25 protein-coding genes and 3 pseudogenes are annotated in these 26,522 nt (G+C 72.4%); 9 read left to right on the top strand and 19 right to left on the bottom strand.

What is annotated here, in order from left to right; all coding sequences use genetic code 11:
• Positions 1-2 precede the first annotated feature (2 nt).
• Together DIZ27_RS26150 and DIZ27_RS26145 are read right to left on the bottom strand one after the other, a co-directional pair.
• Entirely contained in the window at positions 3-920 is a 918-nt protein-coding gene (locus DIZ27_RS26150; protein ID WP_109380902.1) for a universal stress protein, read from the bottom strand.
• Positions 921-1,078: 158 nt separating this feature from the next.
• Complete coding sequence (locus tag DIZ27_RS26145; RefSeq protein WP_109380901.1) at positions 1,079-1,321, bottom strand: DUF397 domain-containing protein; 243 nt, start codon at positions 1,319-1,321, stop codon at positions 1,079-1,081.
• Positions 1,322-1,570: 249 nt separating this feature from the next.
• Between DIZ27_RS26145 and DIZ27_RS26140 the strand changes: the two genes are divergently transcribed.
• Positions 1,571-3,370 (top strand): sulfatase, encoded by a 1,800-nt coding sequence (locus DIZ27_RS26140; protein WP_109380900.1) that lies wholly within the window; start codon positions 1,571-1,573, stop codon positions 3,368-3,370.
• Between the two features lie 47 nt (positions 3,371-3,417).
• On the opposite strand, the gene DIZ27_RS26135 is transcribed toward DIZ27_RS26140, so the two are convergent.
• Positions 3,418-4,914 (bottom strand): acyl-CoA synthetase, encoded by a 1,497-nt coding sequence (locus DIZ27_RS26135; protein ID WP_109380899.1) that lies wholly within the window; start codon positions 4,912-4,914, stop codon positions 3,418-3,420.
• Between the two features lie 171 nt (positions 4,915-5,085).
• On the opposite strand from DIZ27_RS26135, the gene DIZ27_RS26130 reads away from it, so the two are divergent.
• A complete protein-coding gene (locus DIZ27_RS26130; RefSeq protein ID WP_109380898.1) occupies positions 5,086-6,870 on the top strand; it encodes a serine hydrolase domain-containing protein in 1,785 nt (594 codons plus the stop codon).
• 44 nt (positions 6,871-6,914) lie between these two features.
• Here DIZ27_RS26130 and DIZ27_RS26125 read toward each other — a convergent pair whose 3' ends face one another.
• From DIZ27_RS26125 to DIZ27_RS26110, 3 genes are all read right to left on the bottom strand, one after another.
• Positions 6,915-8,477: an NAD(P)/FAD-dependent oxidoreductase gene (locus tag DIZ27_RS26125; RefSeq protein ID WP_109380897.1), complete on the bottom strand. Its 1,563-nt coding sequence runs from the start codon at positions 8,475-8,477 to the stop codon at positions 6,915-6,917.
• An 84-nt stretch (positions 8,478-8,561) separates the two neighbouring features.
• The gene (locus DIZ27_RS26120; protein WP_109380896.1) at positions 8,562-10,856 is read right to left on the bottom strand and encodes a serine/threonine-protein kinase; all 2,295 of its coding nucleotides are present in this window, start codon (positions 10,854-10,856) and stop codon (positions 8,562-8,564) included.
• A gap of 224 nt (positions 10,857-11,080) precedes the next feature.
• Positions 11,081-11,500, bottom strand: a complete 420-nt coding sequence (locus DIZ27_RS26110) for a fumarylacetoacetate hydrolase family protein (protein ID WP_109380895.1) — start codon at positions 11,498-11,500, stop codon at positions 11,081-11,083.
• Positions 11,501-11,747: 247 nt separating this feature from the next.
• Here DIZ27_RS26110 and DIZ27_RS45920 point away from each other — a divergent pair, with 247 nt between their 5' ends.
• Positions 11,748-11,999, top strand: a complete 252-nt coding sequence (locus DIZ27_RS45920; RefSeq protein ID WP_181383701.1) for a hypothetical protein — start codon at positions 11,748-11,750, stop codon at positions 11,997-11,999.
• A gap of 150 nt (positions 12,000-12,149) precedes the next feature.
• Here DIZ27_RS45920 and DIZ27_RS26100 read toward each other — a convergent pair whose 3' ends face one another.
• Positions 12,150-12,521: a ferredoxin gene (locus tag DIZ27_RS26100; protein ID WP_109380973.1), complete on the bottom strand. Its 372-nt coding sequence runs from the start codon at positions 12,519-12,521 to the stop codon at positions 12,150-12,152.
• A 169-nt stretch (positions 12,522-12,690) separates the two neighbouring features.
• Here DIZ27_RS26100 and DIZ27_RS26095 point away from each other — a divergent pair, with 169 nt between their 5' ends.
• A complete protein-coding gene (locus DIZ27_RS26095; protein ID WP_109380972.1) occupies positions 12,691-13,062 on the top strand; it encodes a DUF6479 family protein in 372 nt (123 codons plus the stop codon).
• Between the two features lie 4 nt (positions 13,063-13,066).
• Here DIZ27_RS26095 and DIZ27_RS26090 read toward each other — a convergent pair whose 3' ends face one another.
• Both DIZ27_RS26090 and DIZ27_RS48820 read right to left on the bottom strand, forming a co-directional pair.
• On the bottom strand, positions 13,067-14,323 hold the full coding sequence (locus DIZ27_RS26090) for a M20 family metallopeptidase (protein ID WP_109380971.1): 1,257 nt from the start codon (positions 14,321-14,323) through the stop codon (positions 13,067-13,069).
• A 209-nt stretch (positions 14,324-14,532) separates the two neighbouring features.
• Positions 14,533-14,694, bottom strand: a pseudogene (locus DIZ27_RS48820) (IclR family transcriptional regulator); the annotation flags it as partial.
• 63 nt (positions 14,695-14,757) lie between these two features.
• Between DIZ27_RS48820 and DIZ27_RS26080 the strand changes: the two are divergent.
• Positions 14,758-15,047, top strand: a pseudogene (locus DIZ27_RS26080) (4-hydroxy-2-oxovalerate aldolase); the annotation flags it as partial.
• Here DIZ27_RS26080 and recA read toward each other — a convergent pair.
• From recA to DIZ27_RS26035, 9 genes are all read right to left on the bottom strand, one after another.
• Positions 15,019-16,125 carry a recombinase RecA gene (gene recA, locus DIZ27_RS26075; RefSeq protein ID WP_109380970.1) on the bottom strand — a complete coding sequence of 369 codons (1,107 nt, stop codon included), beginning with the start codon at positions 16,123-16,125 and terminating at the stop codon, positions 15,019-15,021. The pseudogene DIZ27_RS26080 and the gene recA overlap by 29 nt on opposite strands.
• A gap of 58 nt (positions 16,126-16,183) precedes the next feature.
• Complete coding sequence (locus tag DIZ27_RS26070) at positions 16,184-16,435, bottom strand: hypothetical protein (protein ID WP_146228991.1); 252 nt, start codon at positions 16,433-16,435, stop codon at positions 16,184-16,186.
• A gap of 29 nt (positions 16,436-16,464) precedes the next feature.
• Positions 16,465-16,953, bottom strand: a complete 489-nt coding sequence (locus DIZ27_RS26065; protein WP_109380893.1) for a single-stranded DNA-binding protein — start codon at positions 16,951-16,953, stop codon at positions 16,465-16,467.
• An 11-nt stretch (positions 16,954-16,964) separates the two neighbouring features.
• Entirely contained in the window at positions 16,965-17,627 is a 663-nt protein-coding gene (locus tag DIZ27_RS26060; RefSeq protein ID WP_109380892.1) for a hypothetical protein, read from the bottom strand.
• 224 nt (positions 17,628-17,851) lie between these two features.
• Entirely contained in the window at positions 17,852-18,364 is a 513-nt protein-coding gene (locus tag DIZ27_RS26055; RefSeq protein WP_109380891.1) for a hypothetical protein, read from the bottom strand.
• Entirely contained in the window at positions 18,361-19,308 is a 948-nt protein-coding gene (locus DIZ27_RS26050) for an ATP-binding protein (RefSeq protein ID WP_109380890.1), read from the bottom strand. Before DIZ27_RS26050 ends, DIZ27_RS26055 begins: the two co-directional genes overlap by 4 nt.
• Before the next feature lie 238 nt (positions 19,309-19,546).
• On the bottom strand, positions 19,547-20,605 hold the full coding sequence (ruvB, locus tag DIZ27_RS26045) for a Holliday junction branch migration DNA helicase RuvB (protein ID WP_109380889.1): 1,059 nt from the start codon (positions 20,603-20,605) through the stop codon (positions 19,547-19,549).
• A 14-nt stretch (positions 20,606-20,619) separates the two neighbouring features.
• Positions 20,620-21,246 (bottom strand): Holliday junction branch migration protein RuvA, encoded by a 627-nt coding sequence (gene ruvA, locus DIZ27_RS26040; RefSeq protein ID WP_109380888.1) that lies wholly within the window; start codon positions 21,244-21,246, stop codon positions 20,620-20,622.
• Positions 21,246-21,794 carry a crossover junction endodeoxyribonuclease RuvC gene (locus DIZ27_RS26035; protein ID WP_109380887.1) on the bottom strand — a complete coding sequence of 183 codons (549 nt, stop codon included), beginning with the start codon at positions 21,792-21,794 and terminating at the stop codon, positions 21,246-21,248. The genes ruvA and DIZ27_RS26035 overlap by 1 nt, the downstream gene beginning before the upstream one ends.
• 449 nt (positions 21,795-22,243) lie before the next feature.
• Between DIZ27_RS26035 and DIZ27_RS26030 the strand changes: the two genes are divergently transcribed.
• Positions 22,244-23,107: a RecB family exonuclease gene (locus DIZ27_RS26030; RefSeq protein WP_109380886.1), complete on the top strand. Its 864-nt coding sequence runs from the start codon at positions 22,244-22,246 to the stop codon at positions 23,105-23,107.
• Between the two features lie 181 nt (positions 23,108-23,288).
• On the opposite strand, the gene DIZ27_RS26025 is transcribed toward DIZ27_RS26030, so the two are convergent.
• Complete coding sequence (locus DIZ27_RS26025) at positions 23,289-23,549, bottom strand: UBP-type zinc finger domain-containing protein (protein ID WP_109380885.1); 261 nt, start codon at positions 23,547-23,549, stop codon at positions 23,289-23,291.
• Positions 23,550-23,608: 59 nt separating this feature from the next.
• Here DIZ27_RS26025 and DIZ27_RS26020 point away from each other — a divergent pair, with 59 nt between their 5' ends.
• From DIZ27_RS26020 to DIZ27_RS26010, 3 genes and pseudogenes are all read left to right on the top strand, one after another.
• Entirely contained in the window at positions 23,609-25,201 is a 1,593-nt protein-coding gene (locus DIZ27_RS26020) for a Na+/H+ antiporter (RefSeq protein ID WP_109380884.1), read from the top strand.
• A gap of 411 nt (positions 25,202-25,612) precedes the next feature.
• Positions 25,613-25,903, top strand: coding sequence for a hypothetical protein (locus tag DIZ27_RS48815; protein ID WP_181383700.1), 291 nt, complete (start codon positions 25,613-25,615; stop codon positions 25,901-25,903).
• Positions 25,904-26,273: 370 nt separating this feature from the next.
• Positions 26,274-26,522, top strand: a pseudogene (locus DIZ27_RS26010) (GNAT family N-acetyltransferase); the annotation flags it as partial.

Below are 26,522 nucleotides of genomic sequence, written 5' to 3'. Positions count from 1 at the left end.
AGCTACTCCTCGGGGGGAGCCGGTGGGACGACCGCGACGGGGCCGGCCGCGTGCAGCAGGACGGCCTGGGTGACGGAGCCCATCATGCGGGCCGGTGCCAGCAGGCGTCGTCGGTGGCGCCCCACGACGACCAGCTCGGCGTTCTCGGAGGCCGCGACCAGGTGTCCGGCGGCATCACCGGGCAGTACCAGGATCTCGGCGACGACTCCGGGGTGCCGTTCGCGGTGCGGGGCGAGGCATCCGCGGGCGAGAGTCCGGGACTCGTGCTCGACGGCGCCCTGGTCGATCTGCGGCGACGGCATCTCCCCGGGCAGCATCCAGGTCTGCGGGGGCCACGGGTAGGCGGCGACGATCCGGAGCCGGATGTCCCGCAGGGCGGCCTCGTCGAAGGCGTGAGCGAGGGTGGCCTCGTCGGGGCTGTCGACGTTCAGTCCGACGACCACGAACGGGCCGGCCGTGTCGGTACCGGCGGGCGTGCCGGTGCCGGTCCCGGCCCCCCGCCCGGGCCGGGGCACCACGACGACGGGGCATTCGGCGTCCCTGGCCGCGGCCAGGGAGTTGGAGCCGAGCAGCAGACTGGCGAACCCTCCGCGGCCCCGGGAGCCGAGCACCAGCAGCTGCGCGGTGGCGCCGAGTTCGGGGAGGAGGGCGCCGGGAGCCCCGTCCAGGGCGACGAAATCGACGGCGGGGAGCCCGGTCCGTCCCGCCAGCCGTGCACGGACCAGATCGAGGACCGGGTCCTCCGCGGGGGCGGGCGGTCCGGCGGCCAGCACCTCGGGCTGGCCCCAGGCGGCGTACTGACGGACGTGCACCACCCTCAGCGGGGCCGCACGCCGGCGCGCGGCGTCGATGGCCCACTCCAGGGCGCGCAGACTGTCGTCCGAACCGTCGACCGCCGCGACGACCGGCTGGGTGCTCATGGGCTTCCTCACTTCCGGACCACGACCCGCACCTTCCCGGGCCGGCCTGGCTCAGGCCCGGTCCCGGAAGAGTATCCCCGGTCGTCTGTCCGGAAGTACCGGCGACCACACCCGGCGCCACGATCGTTCCGCTCTGCGGCGGGGCGTACGCGCCCGGCTCACGTCAGGTCGAACTCCCCCTCCCGGGCTCCCGACACGAATGCGCCCCACTCGGCCGGGGTGAAGATCAGGGAAGGGCTCTGCGGGCGGCCACTGTTCCGCATGGCGATGAAGCCTTCCACGAAGGCGATCTGGACATCCCCCAGGCCTCGGCTGCTGGACTGCCACTGCGCGTTGCTGAGGTCCAGGTCAGGCTTGTCCCAGCCGGTGAGCGGTCGCTGCTGGGTGGTGCTGTCGGCCACGTCCGTGCTCCTCCCGATTTCCGTCGTCCGCGGCCAGCCTAGCGACCGGTTCCGGCCCCCGACAGGCCACGTCGTCGTCCGTTTCCGGGTCGCGGCAGGCGGGTGGGTCCGGACGCGTGGATCCGGGCCGGCGAATCCACGCGGGCGCGATTGAACACGGAGTGACGTGCGAACGTACTGATGGCGGCAGGCCCGTCCACCGGGCCCGGTTTGCCATGCCACCGCAGTACCGCACGGAAGGACCCCCGGGTGCAGCTCTTCACTCGCTCCCGTCAGCTGTCGGACACCACCGGGAGCGGAGCGGACCCGGACGACGGCCCCACCGCCTCCGGCGAGGCCGCCGGGGAGGCGCCGGAGGGCACGGCACCCGCTCGGTGGGAGCGCCTGCGCCGGCGTCACCCGCGTGCGGCCCGCGGCGTCACGGTCGGGACGACCGTGACGGCCGGGGCGCTCCTGCTCTTCGCCCTCCTCGTGCCGAACCGCGTGGAGCGGCTCACGTTCGAGGCGTTCCTCCGTGTCCCGGCCGAGGGAATCCTGCTGGCGACCCTGCTGCTCGCGCTGCCGCCGAAACCCCGGCGGATCACCGCGGTGGTCTCGGGCGTCCTCCTCGGGCTGCTCACCGTCCTGAAGATGGTGGACATGGGCTTCTACCAGGTACTGGCCCGGCCGTTCGACCTGGTGCTCGACTGGATCCTGTTCGAGCACGCGGCGGAGTTCGTGCGGGAGTCGTTCGGCCGGGGCGGGCAGATCCTCGCCGTGATCGGGCTGATCATCCTGTTCATCACCCTGCTGGCACTGATGACACTGGCAGCGGTGCGGATCACGAACCTGATGGTGCGCCACCGTCCCGCCGCCGTCCGCACCACGCTGGTCCTCGGCGTCGCGTGGATCACCTGCGTCACGCTGGGCGTGCAGGTCACCGGCGTCCCACTGGCCACCAAGGGCACCGCGGAGATGCTGGGCAACCGGGTGGAGCAGATGCGCGCGGGCATCAAGGACGGGCGGGTCTTCAAACAGCAGGCCGCGGCCGACGCCTTCGCCGACACTCCGCCCGACCAGCTGTTCACGGAACTGCGCGGCAAGGACGTCCTGTTCACGTTCATCGAGAGCTACGGCCGGGTCGCGATCGACGACCCGGCGATGGCGGAGCCGATCGACGCGGTACTGAAGGAGGGCACCGACACCCTGGAGGCCGCCGGTTTCGAGTCGCGCAGCGGATGGCTCGAGTCACCGGTGACGGGCGCGGGCAGCTGGCTCGCCCACTCCACCTTCCTGTCCGGCCTGTGGATCAAGAACCAGCAGCGCTACCGCAGCCTCACCACCAGCGACCGCATGACCCTCACCAGCTACTTCCGCAAGGCCGGTGACTGGCGCACCGTCGGCATCGTGCCCGGGGTGCGGCGGGCCTGGCCGGAGGGCAAGTACTTTGGCCTGGACCACATCTACGACTCCGAGCACCTCGGCTACCGGGGACCGTACTTCAGCTGGACGCCGGTGCCCGACCAGTTCAGCATGGAGGCCTTCGAGCGCCTGGAGCACGGCAGGAAGGACCGCGAGCCGATCATGGCGGAGATCATCCTCGCCTCCAGCCACAACCCGTGGTCCCCCAATGCCCGTATGATCGACTGGGACGACCTCGGCGACGGCTCCGTGTTCCACCAGATCAAGAAGGAGGGCACCGATCCCAAGGAGGTCTGGCAGGACCCGGAGAGGGTACGCACCGAGTACCGCAAGTCCATCGAGTACTCGCTGCGGAGCCTGATCGAGTGGATGGAGCGGTACGGCGACGAGGACACGGTCCTGGTCTTCCTCGGCGACCACCAGCCGGTCCCGACCGTCACCGCCGGGAGCACCAGCAAGGACGTGCCGATCAGCATCGTCGCCAAGGACCCGGAGGTCCTGGACCGGGTGGCCGATTGGAACTGGACCGACGGCCTCAAACCCGCCCCGACCGCGCCCCGTTGGGGCATGGACACCTTCCGGGACCGCTTCATGACGGCGTACGGGCCCCAGGGCGGCAGCGGCGCCGCGCCGGGCCCCACCGGCTGAGCGGGCATCCCCGGTCACGGCCCACGCCGGCGCGGGCCGGACCACGCTCATCCGGTGAAGCGGTGGCGCAGCTCCCGTTTGAGGATCTTCCCACTGGCGTTGCGCGGCAGTTCGTCCACGAACAGGACCCTCTTCGGCGCTTTGAAGGACGAGAGCCGTTCGCGCGCGTGCGCGATCAGTTCCTCCTCCGTCGTCTCGCCGCGCGCCACGACGACCGCCGTGACGGCCTCCACCCAGCGCTCGTCGGGGAGGCCGATCACGGCGGCCTCGGCGACCGCCTCGTGCGTGTACAGCGCGTCCTCGACCTGCCGTGAGGCGACCAGGACGCCACCGGAATTGATGACGTCCTTCACCCGGTCGACGATCGTGAAGTAGCCGTGGGCGTCGCGCACCGCGAGGTCCCCGGAGTGGAACCAGCCGTCGCGGAAGGCCTCGGCGGTCTCCTCGGGCTTGTCCCAGTACCCCTCGCACAGCTGCGGCGACCGGTAGACGATCTCACCGGGTGTCCCGTCGGGCACGTCCTTGCCGTCCTCGTCGACCACCCGCGCGTCCACGAACAGCACGGGCCGCCCGCAGGAGTCCATGCGCCCCTTGTGCTCGTCGGGGCCGAGGACGGTGGCCAGCGGTCCGATCTCGCTCTGTCCGAAGCAGTTGTAGACCGCCAGGTCCGGCAGCCGCCGCGTCAGCCGCTCCAGGACCGGCACCGGCATGACGGACGCCCCGTAGTACGCCTTGCGCAGTCCGCTCAGGTCGCGGGTGGCGAAGTCGGGGCGGCCGGACAGGGCGATCCAGACCGTGGGCGGGGCGAACAGGCTGTCCGCGCGGCCCGCCTCGATCAGGTCGAAGATCCGGTCGCCGTCGGGCGCGTCGAGGATGACGCTGGTCGCGCCGACCGCGAGGTAGGGCAGCAGGAAGACGTGCATCTGCGCCGAGTGGTAGAGCGGGAGCGAGTGCACGGGGAGGTCGCCCGCGCCGAGGTCGAGGGCGGTGATGGCGCTCAGGTACTCGTGCACCAGTGCGCGGTGCGTCATCATCGCGCCCTTGGGCCGGGCGGTGGTGCCGGAGGTGTACAGCAGCTGCACCAGGTCCTCGGAGCGCGGCTCGGGGCCGTCGTACGCGGGTGCCCCGGCCAGCAGGTCGAGCAGCGAACCGTCGGCGTCGCGCAGGGGCAGCGCCCGTACACCGTCCGGGAGCCGTCCGGCGAGGTCGGGGTCGGTGAGGACGAGTGTGCTGCCGGACTGGCCGATCAGGTAGGCGAGGTCGTCGCCGGTCAGGTTCTGGTTGACCGGGACGTGCACCAGGCCCGCGCGGGCGCAGGCGAGGAAGCCGATCAGATAGGCGTCGGAGTTGTGGCCGTAGGCGCCGACCCGGTCCCCGGCGGACAGCCCCTCCGCCAGCAGGACGCTCGCCGCCGCCGAGACGGCGGTGTCGAGCGCGTCGTAGGTCCAGGTGCGATCGCCGTACTCGAGGGCGGTACGCGCCGGGGTGCGCCGGGCGCTGCGTCGCAGGAGTCCGTCGACCGTGCTTCTGTGTCCGGGCGTCATGACAGATGATCCTCGGTCGACCGGCCGGGGAGGTCAAGGACTTCGACTTCTCCCGCGACCGCGCACGCCCCATTGACACATCCCGCACCTGACAGGAAAGTTTCACCCCGCAAGGCGATCCCCGAAAGATTCTTTCAGGCCGCCCGCGGCCACGACACGGGAGGAACCCCCATGACGGACGCAGGGTCGAGCGGTCTCACCCGCCGGCAGCTCGGCGGACGCGCACTGGCTTTGGGCGGCGCCCTGGCCTTCGCCTCCCTCCCGGCCGGCCCCGCGGCAGCGGCCTCGCCGTCGGCGGCGGGCAGCGGACGCCCGACCCTGCGGCACGGATCGGCCCGGCAGGCCGGCCTGCTCGCGGAGCATCTGAGCCAACTCGTCACCGACGCCGAGGCGTTCCTCGGTCCGTCCCCCGAACACCCCTGGTACGCGGGCGCCGTGCTGCTCGCCGGACGCGGCGGCACCGTCGCACTCCACCGGCCCATCGGCATGGCCGTGCGCTACCAGGCGTACGACGAGAAGACCGACACCGGCGTCGAGTTCCCGGCGGACCGGCAGATCCCCATGGCCGAGGACACCGTCTTCGACCTGGCCTCGGTGTCGAAGCTGTTCACCTCGATCCTCGCCGTGCAGCAGATCGAACGGGGCGCCCTGGAGCTGGAGGCGACCGTCGCCTCGTACCTGCCGGACTTCGGCAACGCCGGCAAGGCGAATGTGACGGTTCGCCAACTTCTCACGCACACTTCGGGTTTCCGTCCCTGGATCCCGCTCTACAGCGCGCCCACGTACGAGGAGCGCGTCCGCCTCGTCCTCGACGAGGCGCCGGTCAGCCCTCCGGGCACGGCATACTCGTACTCGGACCTGAACCTGATCTCGCTCCAGCTGGTGCTGGAGAAGGTCACGGGCCGCCCCCTGGACGTCCTGCTCCATGACGAGGTCACCGGCCCGCTGGGCATGCGACGCACCCGCTACAACCCGCCCGCCTCCTGGAAGCCGCGGATCGCCGCCACCGAGGACGCCCGCCTGCCCTGGTCCGGTCTCGACCGGGGGCTGGTGTGGGGCGAGGTGCACGACGAGAACGCCTACAGCCTGGGCGGGGTCGCGGGCCACGCGGGCGTGTTCTCGTGCGCCTGGGACCTGGCCGTGCTCGGGCGGACCCTGCTCAACGGCGGCCGCTACGGCCGGGCTCGCGTGCTGAGACCGGAGTCGGTGGACCTGATGTTCACCGATTTCAACACCGACTTCCCCGGGGACGAGCACGGCCTGGGCTTCGAGCTGTACCAGCACTGGTACATGGGCGCGATGGCCACCCCGCGCACGGCGGGCCACACCGGCTTCACCGGCACCGCGCTGGTGCTCGATCCGACCACCGACTCGTTCCTCGTCTTGCTCGGCAACTCGGTTCATCCCGTACGCAGTTGGCGTTCGGGATCGGCTCCCCGCGTGGCCGCCGCGAACCGGTTGGCCCGCGCGGTCCCGGTCCGCCCGGCGCAGGGACGCACGGCCTGGTTCTCCGGGATGGCGAGTTCGGCGACGGCGACCCTCACCCTGCCCGCAGTCGACACGTCGTCCGGCGGCGCGCGGCTGCGCTGCGCCCTGTGGTGGGACACCGAACCGCGCTCCGACGTCCTCACCCTGGAGGCCACGGTGGACGGCGGCGCGAGCTGGCAGCCGGTGCCGTTCACCACGGAACGCCGGGGCGGGGAGCCGGAGCGGCATCCCTCGGGCGCCGCCACCGGCTGGTCGGGCCGTGTCTGGCACGGGCTCACCGCCGGCCTGCCCGCCGTACGGGGCCTCACCCTGCGCTGGCGCTACGCGACGGACCGGCTGTACGTCGGACGCGGTGCGTACGTCGACGGGATGCGCGTCGCGACCGGTGACGGCGTGCTCTTCGACGAGGCTCGCCCGGCGGACGCGGCACGCGTCCGGGCCGTGGGGTGGAGCCGGTCGGCCGACTGATACCCGGCCGCCCTCCGCCGGTCCTCCCCCTCGGCCCCGGCCCGTCAGCCCGCCTCCAGGACCGCCATGGCCGCGTTGTGCCCCGGCACCCCGCTCACCCCGCCGCCGCGCACCGCGCCCGCACCGCACAGCAGGACGTTGGCGTGCCGGGTCTCCACGCCCCACCGGCCGGTGCCGTCCTGGGCGTAGGGCCAGGACAGCTCGCGGTGGAAGATGTTCCCGCCGGGCAGCCCGAGGTCGCGGTCCAGGTCCAGCGGGGTCTTCGCCTCCAGACACGGACGCCCGTCCGCGTCGGTCGCCAGGCAGTCGGCGAGCGGTTCGGCCAGATGGGCGTCGAGCTGGGCGAGCGTCGACTTCAACAGCTCTTCCCGCACGGCGTCGTTGTCCCGTTCGAACAGCCGGGCCGGGGTGTGCAGGCCGAAGAGGGTGAGCGTCTGGTAGCCCTGTGCGGCGAGGTCCGGGCCGAGGATCGTCGGGTCGGTGAGCGAGTGGCAGTAGATCTCGGAGGGCGGCGCGGCGGGCAGTTCACCGGCGGCGGCCTGCGCGTGCGCGGCGGCCAGTTGCCCGTATCCCTCGGCGATGTGGAAGGTCCCGGCGAACGCCTCACGCGGGTCGACGGAACTGTCGCGCAGCCTGGGCAACCGCTTGAGCAGCATGTTCACCTTGAGCTGGGCGCCCTCGACCGGGGCGGGGGGTGTGTCGCCGGTCAGCGCCGCCAGTTCCCGCGGGGAGGCGTTCACCAGGACGTGCCGGGCGGCGGCGACCCCCTCGCCGTCGGCCGTGCGGTGGATGACCTCGGCCGTGCGTCCGTCCGTGTCGATCCGTACCGCCTCGTGACCGGTGGCGATGACGGCGCCCGCGTCGCGCGCGGCGGCGGCCAGCGCGTCGGTGAGGGCTCCCATGCCGCCGACCGGCACGTCCCAGTCGCCGGTGCCACCGCCGATGACGTGGTAGAGGAAGCAGCGGTTCTGCTGGAGCGTGGGGTCGTGGGCGTCGGCGAAGGTACCGATGAGGGCGTCGGTGAGGACCACACCCCGCACGAGGTCGTCGGTGAAGCGCTCCTCGACGGCGACACCGATCGGTTCCTCGAACAGGGTCCGCCAGGCCTCCTCGTCGTCGATCGCGTCACGCAGCTCCTCGCGGGTGGGCAGCGGCCCGGTGAGGGTGGGGAAGACCCGCTCGGCGACACGGCCGGTCATGCCGTAGAAACGCTGCCAGGCCCGGTACTCACGGTCGGATCCGGTGAGGCGGGCGAACGCCTCGCGGGTGCGCCGCTCGCCGCCGCCGACGAGCAGCCCGGTGGGCCGCCCGTCGCGTTCGACGGGGGTGTAGGAGGAGATGGTGCGGGAGCGTACCCGGAAGTCGAGCCCCAGGTCCTGGACGATCTTCCGGGGCAGCAGGCTGACCAGGTACGAGTACCGGGACAGCCGTGCGTCGACACCGGCGAACGGCCGGGTGGACACCGCTGCCCCGCCCGTGTGGTCCAGCCGCTCCAGCACCAGGACGGAGCGTCCCGCTCGGGCCAGATAGGCGGCGGCGACGAGACCGTTGTGGCCTCCGCCGACGATGACGGCGTCGTACGTCCGGGTTCCCTCGTCTGCGCTCATGTGGTTCTTCGTAGCACGTGCGGATCCGCGCCGACCAGGCAGCGGGCCCCTTCGGCCACGGCGTCGCGCCGCCCCGCCGTGCCGTCAGGCTCCGCCCGCGGCCCGCTGCCGTCGCAGTCCCGCCACCTCGCGGTGCAACGCGGCGGCCGCGGCGCCGTGGCCGAGCTGCTCCAGGCAGCGGGCCTCGTCGTCGCGGGCGGTGAGGGTGTCGGGGTGGTCCGCGCCGAGGACGCGTTCTCGGCCGGCGGCCACCCTGCGGTACTCGGTGAGCGCTTCCGCCCAGCGGCCCAGCCAGCCCAGACCGACGGCGACCTCGCGGCGGCTGACCAGGGTGTCCGGGTGGTCGGCGCCGAGCACCCCCTCGCGCAGGGCGCACACCGCGCGGGATTCGGCGAGGGCCTCCGCCCAGCGGCCGAGCCGGCCGAGGTTGACGCCCAGACCGTGCCGGGCGCGCAGGGTCTCGGGATGGGCGGGGCCCTGGACCCGGGTGCGGTCGTCGACCAGGCCGCGGTAGAGGTCGAGGGCCTGTGCGGTGTGGCCGAGCCGGCCCAGGCCGATGCCGGTCTCGTAGCGGGCGGCGAGCGTGTCGGGGTGGTCCGGGCCGAGAACCCGCGCGCGGGCTCCGGCGACCTCGCGGTAAGTCTCCAGAGCCTCCGCCCACCGGCCCAACTGCCCGAGCGTGTAGGCGACTTCGTAGCGGGTGACCAGGGTGTCCGGATGGTCGGGGCCGAGCACCCGGGCGCGGGCGGCGGCCACTTCGCACGCCATGCTGTACGAGTCCTCCAGGCGGCCGAGCCTGGAGAGGTTGAAGGCGAGGTTGTGCCGGCAGCGCAGGGTGTCGGGATGCTCGGCCCCCATGGTGCGCTCGCGGGCCGAGAGCACTGACAGATAGACCTGGTGGGCGTCGAAGGGCCGGCCCAACTGGGCCATGACGTACGCCATTTCCTGACGGGCGGCCAGGGTGTCGGGGTGGTCGGACCCGAGCGCGCGGATACGGGCCTCGGCCACGTGCTTGTACGCGCGCAGCGCGTCGGCGGCGCGGCCGGTGCGGCTGAGGGTGAAGGCGACCTCGTAGCGGCTGGCGAGGGTGTCGGGGTGGTCCGGGCCGAGGAGGTGTTCGCGTTCCGCGGCGACCGCGCGGTGCACCTCCCCCGCCTCCGTCCAGCGGTCGAGGCGGCCGAGGCTCAGGCCCGCGTTGTGCCGGCCGGCCAGGGCGGTCAGGGCTTCCGGCGACGGGGCGGGCCGCTCCCCCTGCGGGGGCGGCTCGGCACGGCCGGTCGCGGGGCGGGCGATCCACTCGCCGGACAGCCCGGCCGCCGGATCCGGGGGCGTGGTGCGCGCTCCGGCGGCGACCGCCTTGCGGCCGCCGGTCATGCCGCGGGTCCAGGACGGCAGCCGCGGCGCACCCGCCACCGGCTCGGGCGCCGGGTCCGCCGGGGGCGGCAGGGCCACACGTTCGCCCGCACCGGTCGGGCCCGCGGGCTCCGGCCAGGCCGTCACCGCGGCCGGCACCGGCAGCCGCGTCGGCGCGGCCCGCAGTGCGCCGATCCGGCGGGCCAGTTCGCGTGCGCTGTCGGGGCGCCGGCCCGGGTCCTTGGCCAGCAGGTCGAGGATGATCCGCTCCAGCCGCTCGGGCAGTTCGGCACGGTGGCCGCGCGGCGGCCGGGGCGGGGTGTCACGGTGGCCGACGAGGATCGCCCACGCGTCGTCGAGGTCGAACGGGGGCACCCCGGTGGCGATCTCGTAGAGCACGCAGCCGAAGGAGTACAGGTCGCTGCGCCGGTCGACCTCGGTGCCGCTGATCTGCTCCGGCGACATGTAGTGCGGCGTGCCCATCGCGACGCCGGTGCCGGTCAGCCGGGACGTGAATCCGATGTCGTGACCGAGGCGGGCTATGCCGAAGTCGCAGATCTTCACGGTGCCGTCGGCGATCCGCACGATGTTGGCGGGCTTCAGGTCCCGGTGCACGATGCCCTGGTCATGGGTGTACGCGAGGGCGGCGGCTACCTGCTCGGCGATCTCCACGACCTCGTCGACCGGCAGCGGGTGCTGCTTGTTGTCCTCCAGGAGCCGGCTGAGGTCACGTCCCTGCAGCAGCTCCATCACCAGATACAGCACTCCGTCGGACTCGCCGAAGTCGTGCACGACGGTGATCCCGCGGTGCTGCAGGGACGCCGCCACCCGGGCCTCCCGCCGGAACCGCTCACGCAGTACCCGGCTGAAGGCGTGGTCGTGGTGGGCGTTCAGTGGTTTGAGGCACTTCACGGCGACCTGTCTGCCGAGTGACTCGTCGCGTGCCCGCCACACCTCCCCCATGCCGCCCCGCCCGATCGGATCGAGCAGCCGGTACCGGCCATGGATCAGCCTGCTGTCCCCCATCTCCCGCCCCCGTCGATGTCCAACGCGCCCTCCCCTGGCCCGTCCAGTATGGCGATGTCTCGCCCGATTTTGTACGGTGCCCACCCCTCTTGCGGCGCGCCCCTCCTCCGGGGCGCCCGGTGCGGCGGCGGTCCCAGCGTCCTGCCGTCCCGAGAAGCGGGAGCCCGGCGACCGCAGCGGCCGCCGGGCTCCCGGCTCCGTCCACATCCGCCCCGGCCCCCTCTTCACGCGTCCGAGGGCATCCGCGCCGTACCGGCGGTGCGCACCGACACCCTGCCCGGGTCGCCGACCGTGGCGACGACCTCCGCCCCCGCGGTGAGCGGGGCGGCGGCCGTGGCCGCACCCGCCGGCACGACGGCACCCGCCGGCAGCGCGATCCCGTGCAGCCGGGCCATCCGCTTGATCGCTTCCAGCGCCCGTTCCGGGTGACCGAGGATGTCGGCCGACGAACCGGTCGCCACCGTCTCGCCGTCCACGTGCAGGCCTAACGCGAGATCGGCCGGATCGACCGGGCCCGGCTGCTGCCACGGCCCGATCACGAAGGCGCACGCCGAGGTGTTGTCGGCGACCACGTCGGCCAGGCTGAACCGGAAGTCGCGGTAGCGGCTGTCGATGATCTCCAGGGCCGGCTCCACCGCGTCCACGGCGGCCAGCGGGTCGCCGTGGACGCGGTGAGCTGAGGAATCGGCGCCGCGGTGCGCACCGCCTCGTCGAGGCGGGCGGCCGGCACCCTGCGGTCGGTCATGGTCTCTCCCGTCCCCGCCACGGTCACAGCTGAACGCAGACGCCGGTCGGTCGAGTGCGAAAGTGCCGCGGGTGCCGCCCGCCCTCGCGGCCGATACCGACAGGCCGGCGCCACCGAACGGCGAGCGCAGGTCGCGCAGGTACCAGGTGTTCACCCAGGACGTCCTCACCCGCATCGCCTGCGTCACTCCGGTGCCCGCGCTCGAGGTTCTGGGTCCGCACCGGCCCACAGGGTGGGCCCGATCCGGGAACCCCCGCCCACTCGGCGAACGCCCCGTAGGCGCCGGCGGCAAGAAGGCCGGCTTCCTCGACCCGACCGCCGAACAGCTCCTCCTCAGGGGAGACGCACAGCAGTACCTCGGCCGCTCACCCCCGGTAATTAGGAAGACCGAGGAGTGATCTCCAGAAGTCCGCCGGGCCGACCGCACCGGCAAACCCCGGAGATCACCCCACCGAGGCGCCCTCACCAGGTCTGCGCCCGATGAAGCAGCCCCTCGACGAAGAGCACGCTCCGTCGAGGGGCACGCTTCCTGGAGAGCGTCCTCGCCGTCAGTTCAACGTGGTGAGGAAGTCCGTGCAGGCACGCGCGCAGGCCCGGCACGCCTCGGCCGTGCGCTCCGCACCGGAGTGCCCGTCGAAGACGTGCGCGCCCTCCAGGCACACCTGCCGGCACCACTCCACCTGGAGCCGGATGGTCGTTTCGTCCACCTGACTGTCCTCGGACAGCACACGGCACGTCGCGTCGCACACCTCCGCGCACATGATGCCCCTGCGCCGCACGAGTTCCTGGTTGCTGCCGCTGTCCGGGTCCACGAGGCTCGCCCGCACCGCGCAGGCCCGCGCGCACTCCGTGCACGCCTGCGCACAGGCGAAACGGTCCTCGAGGAACTGGAACAGCTCCTGCTGCGATGTCGTCGTCACGCCGCGCGGGTAGCCCTGGCCGCGGGCGGTCAAACCCGCCGCACTCCAGGGTTCGTCGTCCGTCCCTCACCGCGGCCCCCACGGGGACGCCCCGTGGCCCGTCCGAAGGGTTCGGCGGGCGAGCCCTGGGCACTCGGGAGCCATGTTGAGTACTGCGGTGAACACCCTGATGCACACCTCCCGGGCCGAGTCGGCCGACCTCGCCGCGAGCCGCGGCACCATCGGCATCGGGCTGGTGGTGGCCGTGCTGGTCGTGGGCCTGCTGATCAGCCTGTTCACGGTCGGCAGCCGCCGGGTCAGGCGCGGGGACTCGCCCAGGCCGCGCCCCGATGAACAGCCCCGGATGCCCGAGGGCGGCCCGGTGCGTGAGGCCCGTGAACGCCGGGAGCCCGACGAGATGCCCCGGAGCGAGGACCGCCTGCTGCCGCACGACCTGCACGGCGGCAGCTCCGGCAGCCGCACCGGCACCTCCCAGGACCGGCCCCGCTGGGAGGAGGGCGGCAGCGGCGGGTTCGGCAGCGGCGGGCCGGGCCGCCACTGACGGCTCAGGTGCCGAGCCAGGCGAGGGCGGCCACGGTCAGGGCGCGGACGCCGGTGTCCAGGGTGGGCTGGACGAGGGGGGCGAAGGCGGGGCTGTGGTTGACGGGGATGTCCTGGTCGAGGGTGCCCCTGCGGGCGGCCTCGGCGTAGCGGGCGGGGTCGACGCATCCGATGCCCCAGTAGGTGAACGGCACGCCGAACGCCCCGGGGATCTCACTCATGTCCTCGCTCGCGGTCTGCAGGTCGATGGTGTGCGCGTCCTTTCCGAAGTGCGCGGCGAACGCCTCGGCGACCCTCCGGGTCGCCGCCTCGTCGTTGACGGTGGGCGGGAAGGAGGTGGTCCGCTCGATCTCGGGCTCCCCGGGCGAGCGGGACGCCGCGCACTCGGCACGGACGATCCGGGTGATCGCGTCCAGGACGTGGCGGCGCGTGGCGTCGTCGTAGGTGCGCACGTTGAGCTCGATGACGGCGCTGTCGGGAATGACGTTGGGGCCGGTGCCCGCGTGGATGCTGCCGACCGTGRCCACGGCCGGGGTCGTGGCGGCCAGTTCCCGGGAGACGACGGTCTGCAGGCGTACGACGATCATCGCGGCCAGCACGACGGGGTCCACCGCGGCCTGGGGCATGGAACCGTGCGCCCCCCGTCCGTGGACGGTGATGCGCAGGCTGTCGGCCGCCGACAGGAACGGCCCGGGGCGGGTGCCGACGTATCCGGCCGGATAGGGCAGCACGTGCTGGGCCAGCACCACGTCGGGCCGGGGCGACCTGGACGTCAGCCCGTCGGCGATCATGGCGTCGGCTCCGTCGCCGTTCTCCTCCGAGGGCTGGAAGAGCGCCACGAGGGTGCCCCGCCAGGTGTCGCGGCCCTCGGCCAGCAGCCGCGCGCAGCCGAGCAGGCAGGTCACGTGCATGTCGTGTCCGCAGGCGTGCATGACGGGCTGCTCGGTGCCGTCCGGGGCGGGCACGGTCGCGGTGGAGGCGTAGGGCAGGCCGGTCTGTTCCCGCACCGGGAGGGCGTCCATGTCGGCACGCGCCATGACGGTCGGGCCGTCCCCGTTCTCCAGGACCCCGATCACCCCGGTCCCGCCGACGCCGTCGGTGACCTCGTAGCCGAACGACCGCAGGGCCCCGGACACCTTCCCCGCGGTGCGGTGCTCCCGCAGTCCGAGTTCGGGGTGCCGGTGCAGGTCCTGGTAGACCTCCTCGAGGTGGGTGCGGATGCCGTCGAGGCCGGCCGGCGCGACGGGGGCGCGGTCACTCATGGGTGTCTCCTCGGCGCGGGTGGCACTGCTGTCACCGGTGGCCGCCCGGACCCCGGCCACCGCGAGGCGGGCGCGGTGCACGGTCGGCTCCGGGCCCACTCCGTGATCTCGTCATGCTCTCGGCATGTTCTAGTTTTCCCTCCACGAACGATTCGACCACACGGAGGCGGGCCGTGCCTCGGCCAGGCGTCCCGCCGCGGCACGTGCGGCTACGCGCCGCCGCGCAGGGTGCGGGAGAGGCCCAGGGCAGCCGTGCGCGCGGACCGCGGAGGCGAGTCGGGCGGGCCTGAAGCGCGCCACCGGAACCGCGCGCCGGACAGCGCGGCGACCGCCTCTCCCCCGGCGAAGACGGCCGCGGCAATGCAGTTCAGCGGCAGGAGGCGCCGACGTGAGAGGGCAACCGGAGCGCGCCGTGTCCGTGGACGCGTTCCACCCTGATGGGCCGGCACCACGGTTGCGAGTCGTTCCCGCTATGGACGCGGCCGACGACCTGGCACGGCCGCTGCAGGACCGCGAGGTCCGGGAGACGCTGAGCCTCGGGTACGCGGGCGTGCACTCCGGCTTCCTGCGCCACGCCGAGGCGGCGGCCGGAGGTTACGGGCTCGACACCCGCTCAATCCTGGTCGAGGTCGGCCGGCGTGGCATGATCGGCGGCCACGCGACGTTGAGCACGCACGCGACGTTGAGCACGGTGGTCACGTCCATGCCGTTGTCGGCGGCGTAGTGGTCGCGGCCGGCGTCGTCGTGAGGCCGATGGAGCCGGCGGGGACGGCGTCGGCGCCGGGCTCCGCCACCGGAGCCTCCGGCCGCACCCCGATACCGAGCTTCTCCAGGATCTTCTTCTCGATCTCGTTGGCGAGGTCGGGGTTGTCCTTGAGGAAGTTGCGGGCGTTCTCCTTGCCCTGGCCGAGCTGGTCGCCCTCGTAGGTGTACCAGGCACCGGCCTTGCGGACGAAGCCGTGCTCGATGCCCATGTCGATCAGGCCGCCCTCACGGCTGATGCCCTGGCCGTAGAGGATGTCGAACTCGGCCTGCTTGAAGGGCGGCGCGATCTTGTTCTTGACGACCTTGCAGCGGGTGCGGTTGCCGACCGCCTCGGTGCCGCTCTTGAGCGTCTCGATGCGGCGGATGTCGAGGCGCACCGAGGCGTAGAACTTCAGCGCCCGGCCACCGGTCGTGGTCTCCGGGGAGCCGAACATCACGCCGATCTTCTCGCGGAGCTGGTTGATGAAGATCATCGTGGTCCTCGACTGGCTGAGCGCACCGGCGATCTTCCGCAGCGCCTGGCTCATCAGCCGGGCCTGCAGACCCACGTGGGAGTCGCCCATCTCGCCCTCGATCTCCACACGCGGCACCAGCGCCGCGACGGAGTCGATCACGATGAGGTCGACAGCACCGGAGCGGACCAGCGTGTCGGCGATCTCCAGCGCCTGCTCACCGTTGTCCGGCTGGGACAGGATCAGGTGGTCGATGTCGACGCCGAGCCTTTTCGCGTATTCGATGTCGAGGCCGTACTCGGCGTCGATGAACACCGCGGTCCCGCCGGCCCGCTGCACGTTGGCTATGGCGTGCAGCGCGATGGTGGTTTTCCCGCTCATCTCCGGGCCGTAGATTTCCACGACCCGCCCGCGCGGCAGGCCACCCACGCCGAGAGCCACGTCTAGGGCGAGGGAGCTGGTCGGGATGACCTCGATGGGAGCCCAGGGATCGTCGCCGAGGCGCATGACCGAGCCCTGGCCGAACCGCTTCTCGATCTGGGCGAGGGCGATCTCGAGCGCCTGCTCGCGGTCCTGTTCTTTCATGGTCGCCACCCTGGGAGTCCTGTGCGCCCCCCTGCACACATATCGGATACTTGTTCGTTCACAGCAGCTCTCGGTCCACTCCTTCAAGGCCCCGTCCGGCACCGACGATCCGTCCCCGCATCACCGGGGAGGGCGGGACGGCAGCGATCCGCAAGGTCCCGCTGCCGACCGTCTCGCTCCCGTTGTCCGGCCAGACTTCGGAGGCGGTCCCCCGGTATTCGGGATGGCAGTCGGTGCAGGTCAGGCCAATGGCGGCGGCCGGGGTCCAGCTCTCGAGCCGTGCCTGGCCGCTTGACGGGAGGTCCTTCATGACGATCACCCGGCGGTGCTTCACCCGGATCAGAAAGGGAACGTGGGGCTGTTGTGCTCGCGGGAGGCGCTTTTGTCCCCGTCGGGAACCCCCGGCCCGTCGTTCGGCGCGGGCGGGGCGGTGTCGAAGAGGGTGCCGCCGGGCGCGCCCGCGCGCGGAATCCTGCTGACCGTCGCGGCGGCGTAGCGCAGGGAGGGGCCGATCTCCAAGGCCTCCAGTTCGATGACGGTCCGCTTCTCGCCTTCCCTGGTCTCGTACGTCCGCTGGTGCAGGCGCCCCTGGACGATGACGCGGGTGCCGCGCGCCAGGGACTGGGCGACGTGTTCCGCCGTCTGCCGCCAGGCCGAGCAGCGCAGGAACAGCGTGTCGGCGTCCTTCCACTCGTTGCTCTGCCGGTCGAAGGTGCGGGGCGTGGAGGCGACGGTGAAGTGTGTGACCGCGTCGCCGGACGGGGTGGTGCGGATTTCGGGGTCGTCGGTCAGGTTGCCGACGACGGTGACGACGGTCTCGCCGACCATGAGAGGTACTCCTAACGCACGAACGGACGGGGGAAGTTGGCTGTCCGACGACAACGCCGGCGTTCCGGGGTGTCCTCGGGCTCACTGCCCGGCCCCTTTTCGCCTTGTTCTCCACCTTGTTCTTCTCGTTCTCCTCGTTCCCCTCGTTCGACAGACCCCGCCGCGATGAGTCTCGAAGCGTGGGCCGGGGCGTTCTGCATCGGGATGCCGAGCCGGGGGACGGTGCAGGGACGGCCGGCGGCAGCCCCGCACCAGGGGCAGGGCACGCGGAGGGCGTGGACGCGGAGGTCGCTTTTCGAGCGGCCGACGGGGGCGGGCGGTGGCTGGGCCGGGACGGCGGGTGTCCGCTTGACGCGCTGTCCCGAGGCGATCGCGGTCACGATCGCGAGGAGTTCCGTGCGATAGCGGTGCGGGTCGTCCGGGTCGGTTTCCGGGAGTGGCAGTGGGTCGCGGGCGAGCCGCTCCTCCCGGATCGTGTGCACCTCGGCGCGGATGTCGGCGGCGTCGATGTGGGACTGCCTGCGGCCCAGCCGGATCACGGCCTCCCGCGTGTCGGCGATGTCCAGGTCGACGAGCAGGAGGTGCCAGGCGTCCGTCGCGGTCTCCTCCAGATGCATCGACGGGCACATCGCCGCGACCAGGCCGGCGAGCTCTGCGGTCTCGGTCGGCGTCATCCGTTCCTCCTTTCCGCGGGGGTGCGTCCCGGGTGAATCCGGTGCCCCGCTTCCCGCCCCGTCCGCCGACTGCCGGTACAGGTACAGGACTGTCCCGCAGGCGCAGCGCAGCCGCCCGTCGCTCCCGAGACTCCAGCGGCCGCAGCCGAGGTGACCGGCTTGTGAGATCAGGAACCACAGAGTGGCGGGCAGATCCCTGTCGGAGCGCGCCGTGGCGGTGGTCATCACGTCTCGCCACCGCCGAGGGCGAGCAGCCGGCGCAGGTCGATCTCGCCGGTGTGCCAGGCCCGGGCGACCCGTTCCGCTCCGCCGGGCACGGGCCGCAGGCTGAACGAACGCGGTTCGGAGGCCGGCGCCACCGCCAGTCCCGGGATCACCTCGCCGGTGTGCGGGTCGGCGACCGGGTCGAAGCAGGCGAGCCGACCGAAGAACTCCCGCTTCCAGGCGGGGCGCACCCGGACCAGGGTCTCCACCTCTCCGGGGTGGTTCGCGGCCACCCAGGCGGTGAAGGCTTCCTCGTCGGCGACCACGACCGCCGGCTGGGGGTCGATGAGCGTGAGGGTGGCGATCGGGATGTCGTCCGGCAGAGTCACCCGCATCGACTTGAGGGCGAGCTCGGCACGAGCCGCACGCAGCCCGTCGAGGACCGCGCGGCGCTCGGCCCGGTACTCGGCCTCCACCGCGTCGCGCAGCACCCTGAGCACGACGACCCGGGTGGCGCGGTCCCGGAGGTTCACGCTGCCTCACCCTTCCGCTCGGTCTGCTCGGTCTGCTCGGTCTGCTCGGTCCTCTTTCCGGCCTCTTTCCTCGCTTCGGTGCCGCGGCGCACGATGAGCTCGCCCAGCGTGGTCGAACCCCCGGCGGGATCCAGGACGGCGGCGGCGAGCAGGTTGTGCCGGCGCGCCTCCTCGTAGAGGCCGCGGAGTTCCTCGTAGGTGGTGTGCGGGGCGGTGGCGGTCGTGAGGTAGTCGGACGCGCTCGGGGTGGGCTTGCCGGCGTTGAGCCAATCCAGGACGGCCTCGGCGAACGCCGCATCCGGCTTGCGGACGACGAGCCCGGCGAGCGGCTTCGCCCGGGACTTGGAGATCACCAGGGTGTTCTCGTGGTCGAGGTCGCCGACGATGTCGAACTCGTACTCGATGCCCTCTCGCTGCTCGGGCTTGAGCCCGACCTTGCGCGGCACCTTGCGCCCGCGCTCGTCCGCCTCCACGACGTACTCGGTCTTGGTACGCATGGTGGCGATGAGATGGCCGGGGTAGGCGAGCAGGGCGTCGATCATCGCCCGCTCCAGGGGGCGGGCCTCCCTCCAGCCGGCGAAGGTGTTGCCTCCCGCGACGCGCTTCGCGGCGTTGTCGACCTGCTCCAGCATCCCGCCCGAGCCGGACCAGAAGTGCGTGAGCGAGTCGACGATCACGACGTCGTAGCCCTCGTGGGCGGCCACCGCGAGCGCCTCGACGAGCGCGGGGGGCTCGAACGTCGCGAGCGGGAGGGTGTCGAAAGCGAACTCATCGGCGTACTTGGAAGCGCTGCCGTGCTCGGTGTCGATCAGGGCGATCCGGTCGCCGATCCCGGTGCCGATGACGAGCGCGCTGTAGGTCTTGCCCGACCCGGTGGGCCCGGTGAGCGCGATGCGGGCCTTGGCCTGCTCCTTGGTTGCGGGGGTGAAGGTGAAGCTGTTCACGCCGTTCTCCTCTGGCGCATCCGACGGCGGTTCGGGGTGGGCTTGGGGAGGGACTGGACACGGTCCTCATCCGGCAAGACGTACACCCGCACGGCCGATGCCTCAGTTCGAATACCTGTTCGAAACCGATTGGAATCCCACGCTAGGCACGACCGGAGGGGAAAATCAACACTTCATCCACAAAAAATAGCCAAGAGACCATATGGCCGTTCCGAGTCCCGGAATGAGTGCGCCTGCGTCAGCGACACGGCGGCACGAGGCCGAAGTGCTCCCACGCGGCGGGCGTGGCGATCCGGCCGCGCGGGGTACGGGCGAGCAGGCCCTCCCTCACCAGGAACGGCTCGGCCACCTCCGCGACGGTCTCACGTTCCTCGCCCACCGCGACGGCGAGCGTGGACAGGCCGACCGGGCCGCCGCCGAACAGCCTGAGCAGCGCGCCGAGCACCGCGCGGTCGAGCCGGTCCAGGCCGCGGCCGTCGACCTCGTAGACCGCCAGGGCCGCCGTGGCGATCTCCCGGGTGATCCTCCCGTCGGCCCTGACCTGGGCGTAGTCGCGGACCCGGCGCAGCAGGCGGTTGGCGATGCGGGGCGTGCCGCGCGAGCGGCCGGCGATCTCGGCGGCGCCGTCGGCCTCTATCCCGACCTCCAAAAGGCCCGCCGAGCGGTGCACGACCCGCTCCAGCTCGGTGGGCTCGTAGAACTCCATGTGCGCGGTGAAGCCGAAGCGGTCGCGCAGCGGGGGCGGCAGCAGGCCCGCCCGSRYGGTGGCGCCGACCAGGGTGAACGGGGGCAGCTCGAGGGGGATGGCGGTCGCGCCSRGGCCCTTGCCGACGATGACGTCGACGCGGAAGTCCTCCATCGCCATGTACAGCATCTCCTCGGCGGGCCGGGACATCCGGTGGATCTCGTCGAGGAACAGCACCTCGCCCTCCTGGAGGGAGGACAGGACCGCCGCCAGGTCGCCGGCGTGCTGGATGGCGGGCCCGGAGGTGATCCGGATGGGGGCCTCCATCTCCGCCGCGATGATCATCGAGAGGGTGGTCTTGCCCAGGCCGGGGGCCCCGGACAGCAGCACGTGGTCGGCGGTGGCGCCCCGCGCGCGGGCGGCGCGCAGCACCAGGTCGAGCTGCTCGCGGACCTTCTCCTGGCCGATGAACTCGTCCAGGTCCTTGGGCCGCAGGGCGGCCTCGACGGCCTGGTCCTCCCCGTCGGCGACAGATCCCACCAGCCGCTCCGCGGCGGCGGGGCTGACGAGCCGCCCGATGAGGGCTGCGGTTTCGGCTTCGTCCCGGGTCATGCGGTCCACTCCTCTCAACGGGCGCGGTTCAGGGTGCGCAGGGCGGCGCGCAGCAGCTGCGACACCTTCGGGGCGGCGCCGTCGGCCGCGGCGGCCTCGGCGGCGGGGGTGACGGCCGCGATCGCCCCCTCGGCCTCGTGCGCGGAGTACCCGAGGCCGACGAGCGCCGCGCGCAGTTGTTCGCTCCAGGGCGCGGGAGCGGCGGCACCGGCCGGGTGGCCGGTCTCGGCGGCTCCGGTCGGCTCGCCGAGCCGGCCGGCGAGCTCCAGGAACAGCTTCTGGGCGCCCTTCTTGCCGATGCCGGGCACGGCGGTGAGCGCCTTCTCGTCGCCCTGGGCGACCGCGCGCCGCAGCGCGTCCGGGGTGTGCACGGCGAGCATGGCCTGGGCCAGGCGCGGCCCGACGCCGCTGGCGGTCTGCAGCAGCTCGAAGACCTGCCGCTCGTCGTCGTCCGCGAAGCCGTAGAGGGTGAGCGAGTCCTCGCGCACGACCAGGGAGACGGCGAGCCTGGCGTGCGCGCCGACGCGCAGCGCGGACAGCGTGTTGGGCGTGCACTGGACGGCCATGCCGACGCCGCCGACCTCGACGACCGCGGCGTCGGGGGCGAGCGCGGCGACCGGGCCGCTGACGAAGGCGAGCATCAGATCGTGTCCTTCCGAAGTCGTGCGAGTGCCGGAACGGGGCGGGCGGCGGCGTGCGCCCGCTGCGGGCGGTTCAGCGCCGGGGCGCGGCAGATGTGGCAGATGGCGAGAGCCAGGGCGTCGGCCGCCTCGACCGGCTCGGGCGGGGCGTCGAGCCACAGCAGCCGGGTGACCATGGCGCCGACCCGGGTCTCGCCGGCGTCTCCGCTGCCGGTGGCCGCCTTCACCTCGCTGGGGGTGTGCCAGGTGACGGGCAGGCCGCGCCGGGCCACGCACAGGATCGCGACCGCGCTCGCCTGCGCGGTGCCCCTCACGGTGCGCACGTCGTTCCGGCTGAACACCCGCTCCACAGCGACGGCTCCGGGCCGGTACTCGTCCAGCCACCGCTCGATGCCGTGCTCGATGAGGAGGAGGCGGTGGCCGAGGTCCGTGTCCGCCGGGGTGCGGAGGACGCCGGCGGCCGTCACCATGAGCGGCCGTCCGGGGGTGCCGTCGACCACCCCGAGGCCGCACCGGGTCAGTCCGGGGTCCACGCCGAGCACCCGCACGGCGCCCTCCCCGACGGGTGGAGTCTTCATGATCGAGCCAAGCCTGTGCCATTGGGTCGTGTTGGCGCTGGTCGAGCGGCGAGCCCGTCCCGCGGATGCGGGACGGACCCTCCGGGCGCATCACGCGACGCAGACGGAGCGCCTGCGAAGCCCGATGCGGACATGGGGAGATCTTCCGTGGGCTCCGGCCGGCGAAATGCGAATTTCTGCATATGTCCGGCCAAGCTTGGACTTCATAATAACTCGAACAGGTGTACGAAGAAAGGTCGTGACGGTCACAAGCCGCTGCAGTGGAGAGGCCATGGCCGCCAAGAGCCGTACGACCGTGCATCGCCCGCCCTACCGCTGCACCGGGTGCGGCCGGTGCCCCGAACCCACCGGACCCGCCGGACCGGCCGCCTCGGAACCGCTCCGGTGGACTCGAGAAGGACCCGGCGTAGGGTCGGAATATGCCTCCGTCCGAGAGTTCCGCCGCATCGGACGCGGCCCCGCCCCCGGCCTCTCGCCCCGCCCCGAGGAGGCCGTCGTCGCTGTCGCCGTCGCGTGCGGACGACTTCATGACCTGCCCGCTGCGCTACCGGCTGCGGGTGATCGACAAGCTGCCGGAGCCACCGAGCGAGGCGGCGGCCCGGGGCGCCGTGGTGCACGCGGTACTGGAGCGGCTCTTCGACGTGCCGGCCGGGCAGCGCACTCCGGACCGTGCCCGCGCGTTGCTGCGCCCGGAGTGGGAACGTCTGCTGGGCAGGCGGCCCGAGCTGGCCGGCCTCTTCCCCGAGGACGCGGACGGCGCGTCGCTGGCCGCCTGGCTGGCCGAGGCGGAACAGCTGCTCGACCAGTACTTCCGGATGGAGGACCCGAACCGGTTGGAGCCCGCCGGGCGCGAGCTGCACGTGGAGACGGTGCTCGAGTCGGGTCTCAAGCTGCGCGGGATCATCGACCGGGTGGACATCGCCCCGACCGGCGAGGTCCGCGTGGTGGACTACAAGACCGGCAGGGCGCCCCCGCCGGACTTCGAGTACCGGGCCATGTTCCAGATGAAGTTCTACGCCCTGGTGCTGTGGAGGAGGCGCGGGGTGGTCCCGCGCCGCCTCCAACTGGTCTACCTGGGCAGCGGCGACGTGGTGACGTATGACCCGGACGAGGCGGACCTGCGGGCGGTGGAGCGGAAGCTGCGGGCGCTGTGGGCGGCGATCCAGCGTGCGGTGGCGACGGGCGAGTGGCAACCCAGCCCGAGCCGACTCTGTGACTGGTGCGGCTATCAGGCCTTCTGTCCCGCGTTCGGCGGCACCCCGCCGCCCTACCCCCTGGCCTGACGCCCGCGGGCCGTTCGGCGTCGGCGTCTGTGTCGATGCGGTACGGGAGGTGAGGGCACCGATCCATGCGGTGCGCCTGGCGGCGGCTCGCACGGGCTGCCCCCGGCGTACCGTCGACGATCAACGGGGAGAGCGTGCGCCGGATCGACGTACCCGGGCGTCGGACGGTCGAACCGTCCGGTCACACGAGTACCTGGTCGACGAAGCACCAGCGCCAGTTCTCTCCGGGCTCATGGGTCCGTATCACGGGGTGGCCTGTTTCCCGGTGGTGCCCCGTCGCGTGCCGTCCCAGCGACGAGTCGCAGCAGCCGACGTGGCCGCAGCTGAGACACAGGCGCAACTGCACCGGATCCGTGCCGTCCCGCAGACACTCCGGACACGTCTCGGTGAGTGGTGCGGGTTCCGGGAGCGGCAGCGCGTCGGCGTGCGTGCACTGTTTCATGATGGCCAGATTACGACTGTTGCACGGATCACAGCACGGAGATTCGGGGTGGGCACGACATGGACGTGATGTCGCTGCTGTTGCTGGTGGCGGGCAGTGCCGCGGTCTCCGCCGCCGCCAGACGTACTCCGGTGCCGGCCCCGCTGCTGGTGGTCGCCGCCGGTCTCGCGGTCAGCTACGTGCCCGGTGTGCCCGTCTACACGCTCGACCCGCACATCGTCCTTCCGCTCATCCTGCCCCCGCTGCTGTACACGGCTGCCATCGACAGTTCCTACCTCGGTCTGCGGGCGCAGCTGCGGCCGATCGCGCTGCTGTCGGTGGGGTACGTACTGTTCGCGACCTTCGTCGTCGGCTGGGCCCTGTACCTGCTCGTACCGGGACTGTCGCTCACCGCGGCTCTGGTGTTCGGTGCCGTGGTGGCCCCGCCGGACGCGGTCGCGGCGACGGCGGTGGCGCGCCGGGTCGGACTGCCGTCCCGGATCACCACGATCCTCCAGGGCGAGTCCCTGCTGAACGACGCCACCGCGATCACCGCGTTCCGGGTGGCCTTGGCGGCGGCCGTCGGCGAGGGCGCGACCTGGGCCGGGGGGATCGGCGAGTTCCTGCTCGCGGCGTTCGGCGGCCTCGTGTTCGGTCTGGTGCTGATGATTCCGCTGCACTGGCTGCGCACCCATGTGAAGGAGGCGTTGCTGCAGAACACGCTCTCCCTGCTGATCCCGTTCGTCGCCTACGCCGCCGCCGAGCAGGTGCACGCCTCCGGGGTCATCGCGGTCGTGGTCGTCGCGCTCTGTCTGGGACACCGCGCGTGGGAGGTCGATTTCGCCACCCGGCTCCAGGAGGGGGCGGTGTGGAAGATGGTCGCGTTCGTCCTGGAGGCCGCGGTGTTCGCGCTCATCGGACTGCAACTGCCGATCGTCCTCAGGGGGCTCGGGGAGTACGCGGGCGCCGAGGCCGTCTGGTACGCGCTGGCCGTCTTCGCGGTGGTCGTCGTCGCGCGGTTCGTGTGGGTGTACCCGGGCGCCCTTCTGCCCCCGCTGCTGTCGGCCCGGATCCGGGAACGCGAAGGGAGCCCCGGCTGGAAGCCTCCGTTCGTCATCGCATGGGCCGGCATGCGCGGCGTGGTCTCGCTGGCCATCGCCTTCTCGATCCCGCTCAGCGCCGGCGGCACCGACTTCCCGCAGCGCAACCTGCTGCTCTTCCTGACCTTCACCACGGTCATCGGCACGCTGGTGGTGCAGGGTCTGACGCTGCCCCCGCTGATCCGTCTGCTGAAGATCCCCGGGCGCGACATCCAGGCCGAGACCCTCGCGGAGGCCAACGCCCAGGCGCAGGCCTCGCGGGCCGCCGAGCAGCGGCTGGAAGAGCTCCTGTCAGACGAGCGCAACGCCCTTCCGGCCCCGCTCGCCGACCGTCTGCGCACCGTCCTGGAGCGCCGCCGCAACGCCGTCTGGGAACGTCTGGGCCAGGCCAACCCGGTCACCGGGGAGTCCGTGGACGACACCTACCGGCGGCTGTCGCGGGAGATGATCAGCGCGGAGCGTGACGTGTTCGTCAGACTCCGCGACGCCCGCTACCTCGACGACGAGATGCTGCGCACCCTGCTGCGGCGGCTGGACCTGGAGGAGGCGGCGGCGTATCGGGAGACGGCATAGAACGGCTTCTCGTGCTCGCGGGAAGGGGCGGCCCTGTGACGACCCCCGTGACCACGCTCCCGTGCGGGAACGCGGTCTCCTCGGCCAGGGAGACAAACAGGACGTTGTCGACCTGGGCAGTCCAGGCGCACTCGGTCGAGCACGACGGGGATCTCGGCCCCAAGCCTGAGCGGCTCGTCACCGTCCCGGCGATGTCGCCGTGCGGCGGGCGGATGGCGTCCGCGGGCACCGGCGCTGTCCGGCCGGGGGGAACCAGCCTGGCAGAAGATCTCCGCGGACGTCGGCGCCAAGGGCCACCGCTACTACGACTGGGCCCTGCTCGACCTGGCGCCCGACGGCCGGCCAGGGCAGCGTTCCCTGCTCATCCGCCGCAGCCGACACACCGGTGAACTCGCCTTCCACCACTGCTGCATGCCGACGCCGGTGCCCCTGCACGAGCTGGTCCGGGTGGCCGGACGCCGCTGGAGCGTGGAGGAGTCCTTCCAGACCAGCAAGGCCCTGGCCGGACTGGACGAACACCAGGTCCGCCTCTGGCACTCCTGGAAGCGCTGGGTCACCCTCGCCATGCCGGCCCACGCCTTCCTCACCGTCACCGCGGCCCGCGAACGCATTCAACACGTCACCCCCCGACGAGTTGACCCCGATCACCTGCCACGACATCCAGCGCCTGTTCACCACGCAAATCCGACAACCGGACCCTGACCTGGGCCGATGTCTCCGCTGGACCCTTCGGCGGCGTCGTCACCGAGCCCGCGCACGAACCAGCCACCACCGGCGCCAGGCAACCCGACGAGCATGAAGATCGCGATCCATGGGCGGAGCATCAAGGCCCCGCAGGCCTTCGGGAGCGCTCCACGTCGTCCCGCGAACCCCTCCTTCCCGGGGCCGCAAAAATCCTTGGACGGACCCGCGGAAGAGCACATACGGTGTGGCTCCACGCCCTGAGACGGACGGAAGGAGGCGAGTGCCGTGCGGTTCACACCTTTCCAGCGCTCCCCCTTTCCACTGTCCCGGCGTGGTTCACGAGTTCTGACCGGGAGCGCGCCGAGCAGCCTGTATCCCGGAGGAATCCATGACCGATCCGGTCATCCGCGCGCTCACCGCGAGCGACACCCGTCTCTTCGACGCTCTCCCCGACCCCCTGGGCGCCCGGGACGGCCACCGGCGCACCCRRTTCCGCCCCGACTGGAAGCGCGTCGCCCTGCGCGACGGCGAGGTCGTCGCACGCGGCGCGTGGTGGGGCGGCCCCGACGACCCGGAGCCCCTCAACATCAACTGGTTCGACGTGGCCGAGGGCGAGGAGGAGGCGGGGGCCGAACTC

The organism is Streptomyces sp. NWU339, assembly GCF_003143855.1.
Taxonomy (GTDB): domain Bacteria; phylum Actinomycetota; class Actinomycetes; order Streptomycetales; family Streptomycetaceae; genus Streptomyces.
This window is presented reverse-complemented; position numbering and strand designations above follow the sequence as displayed.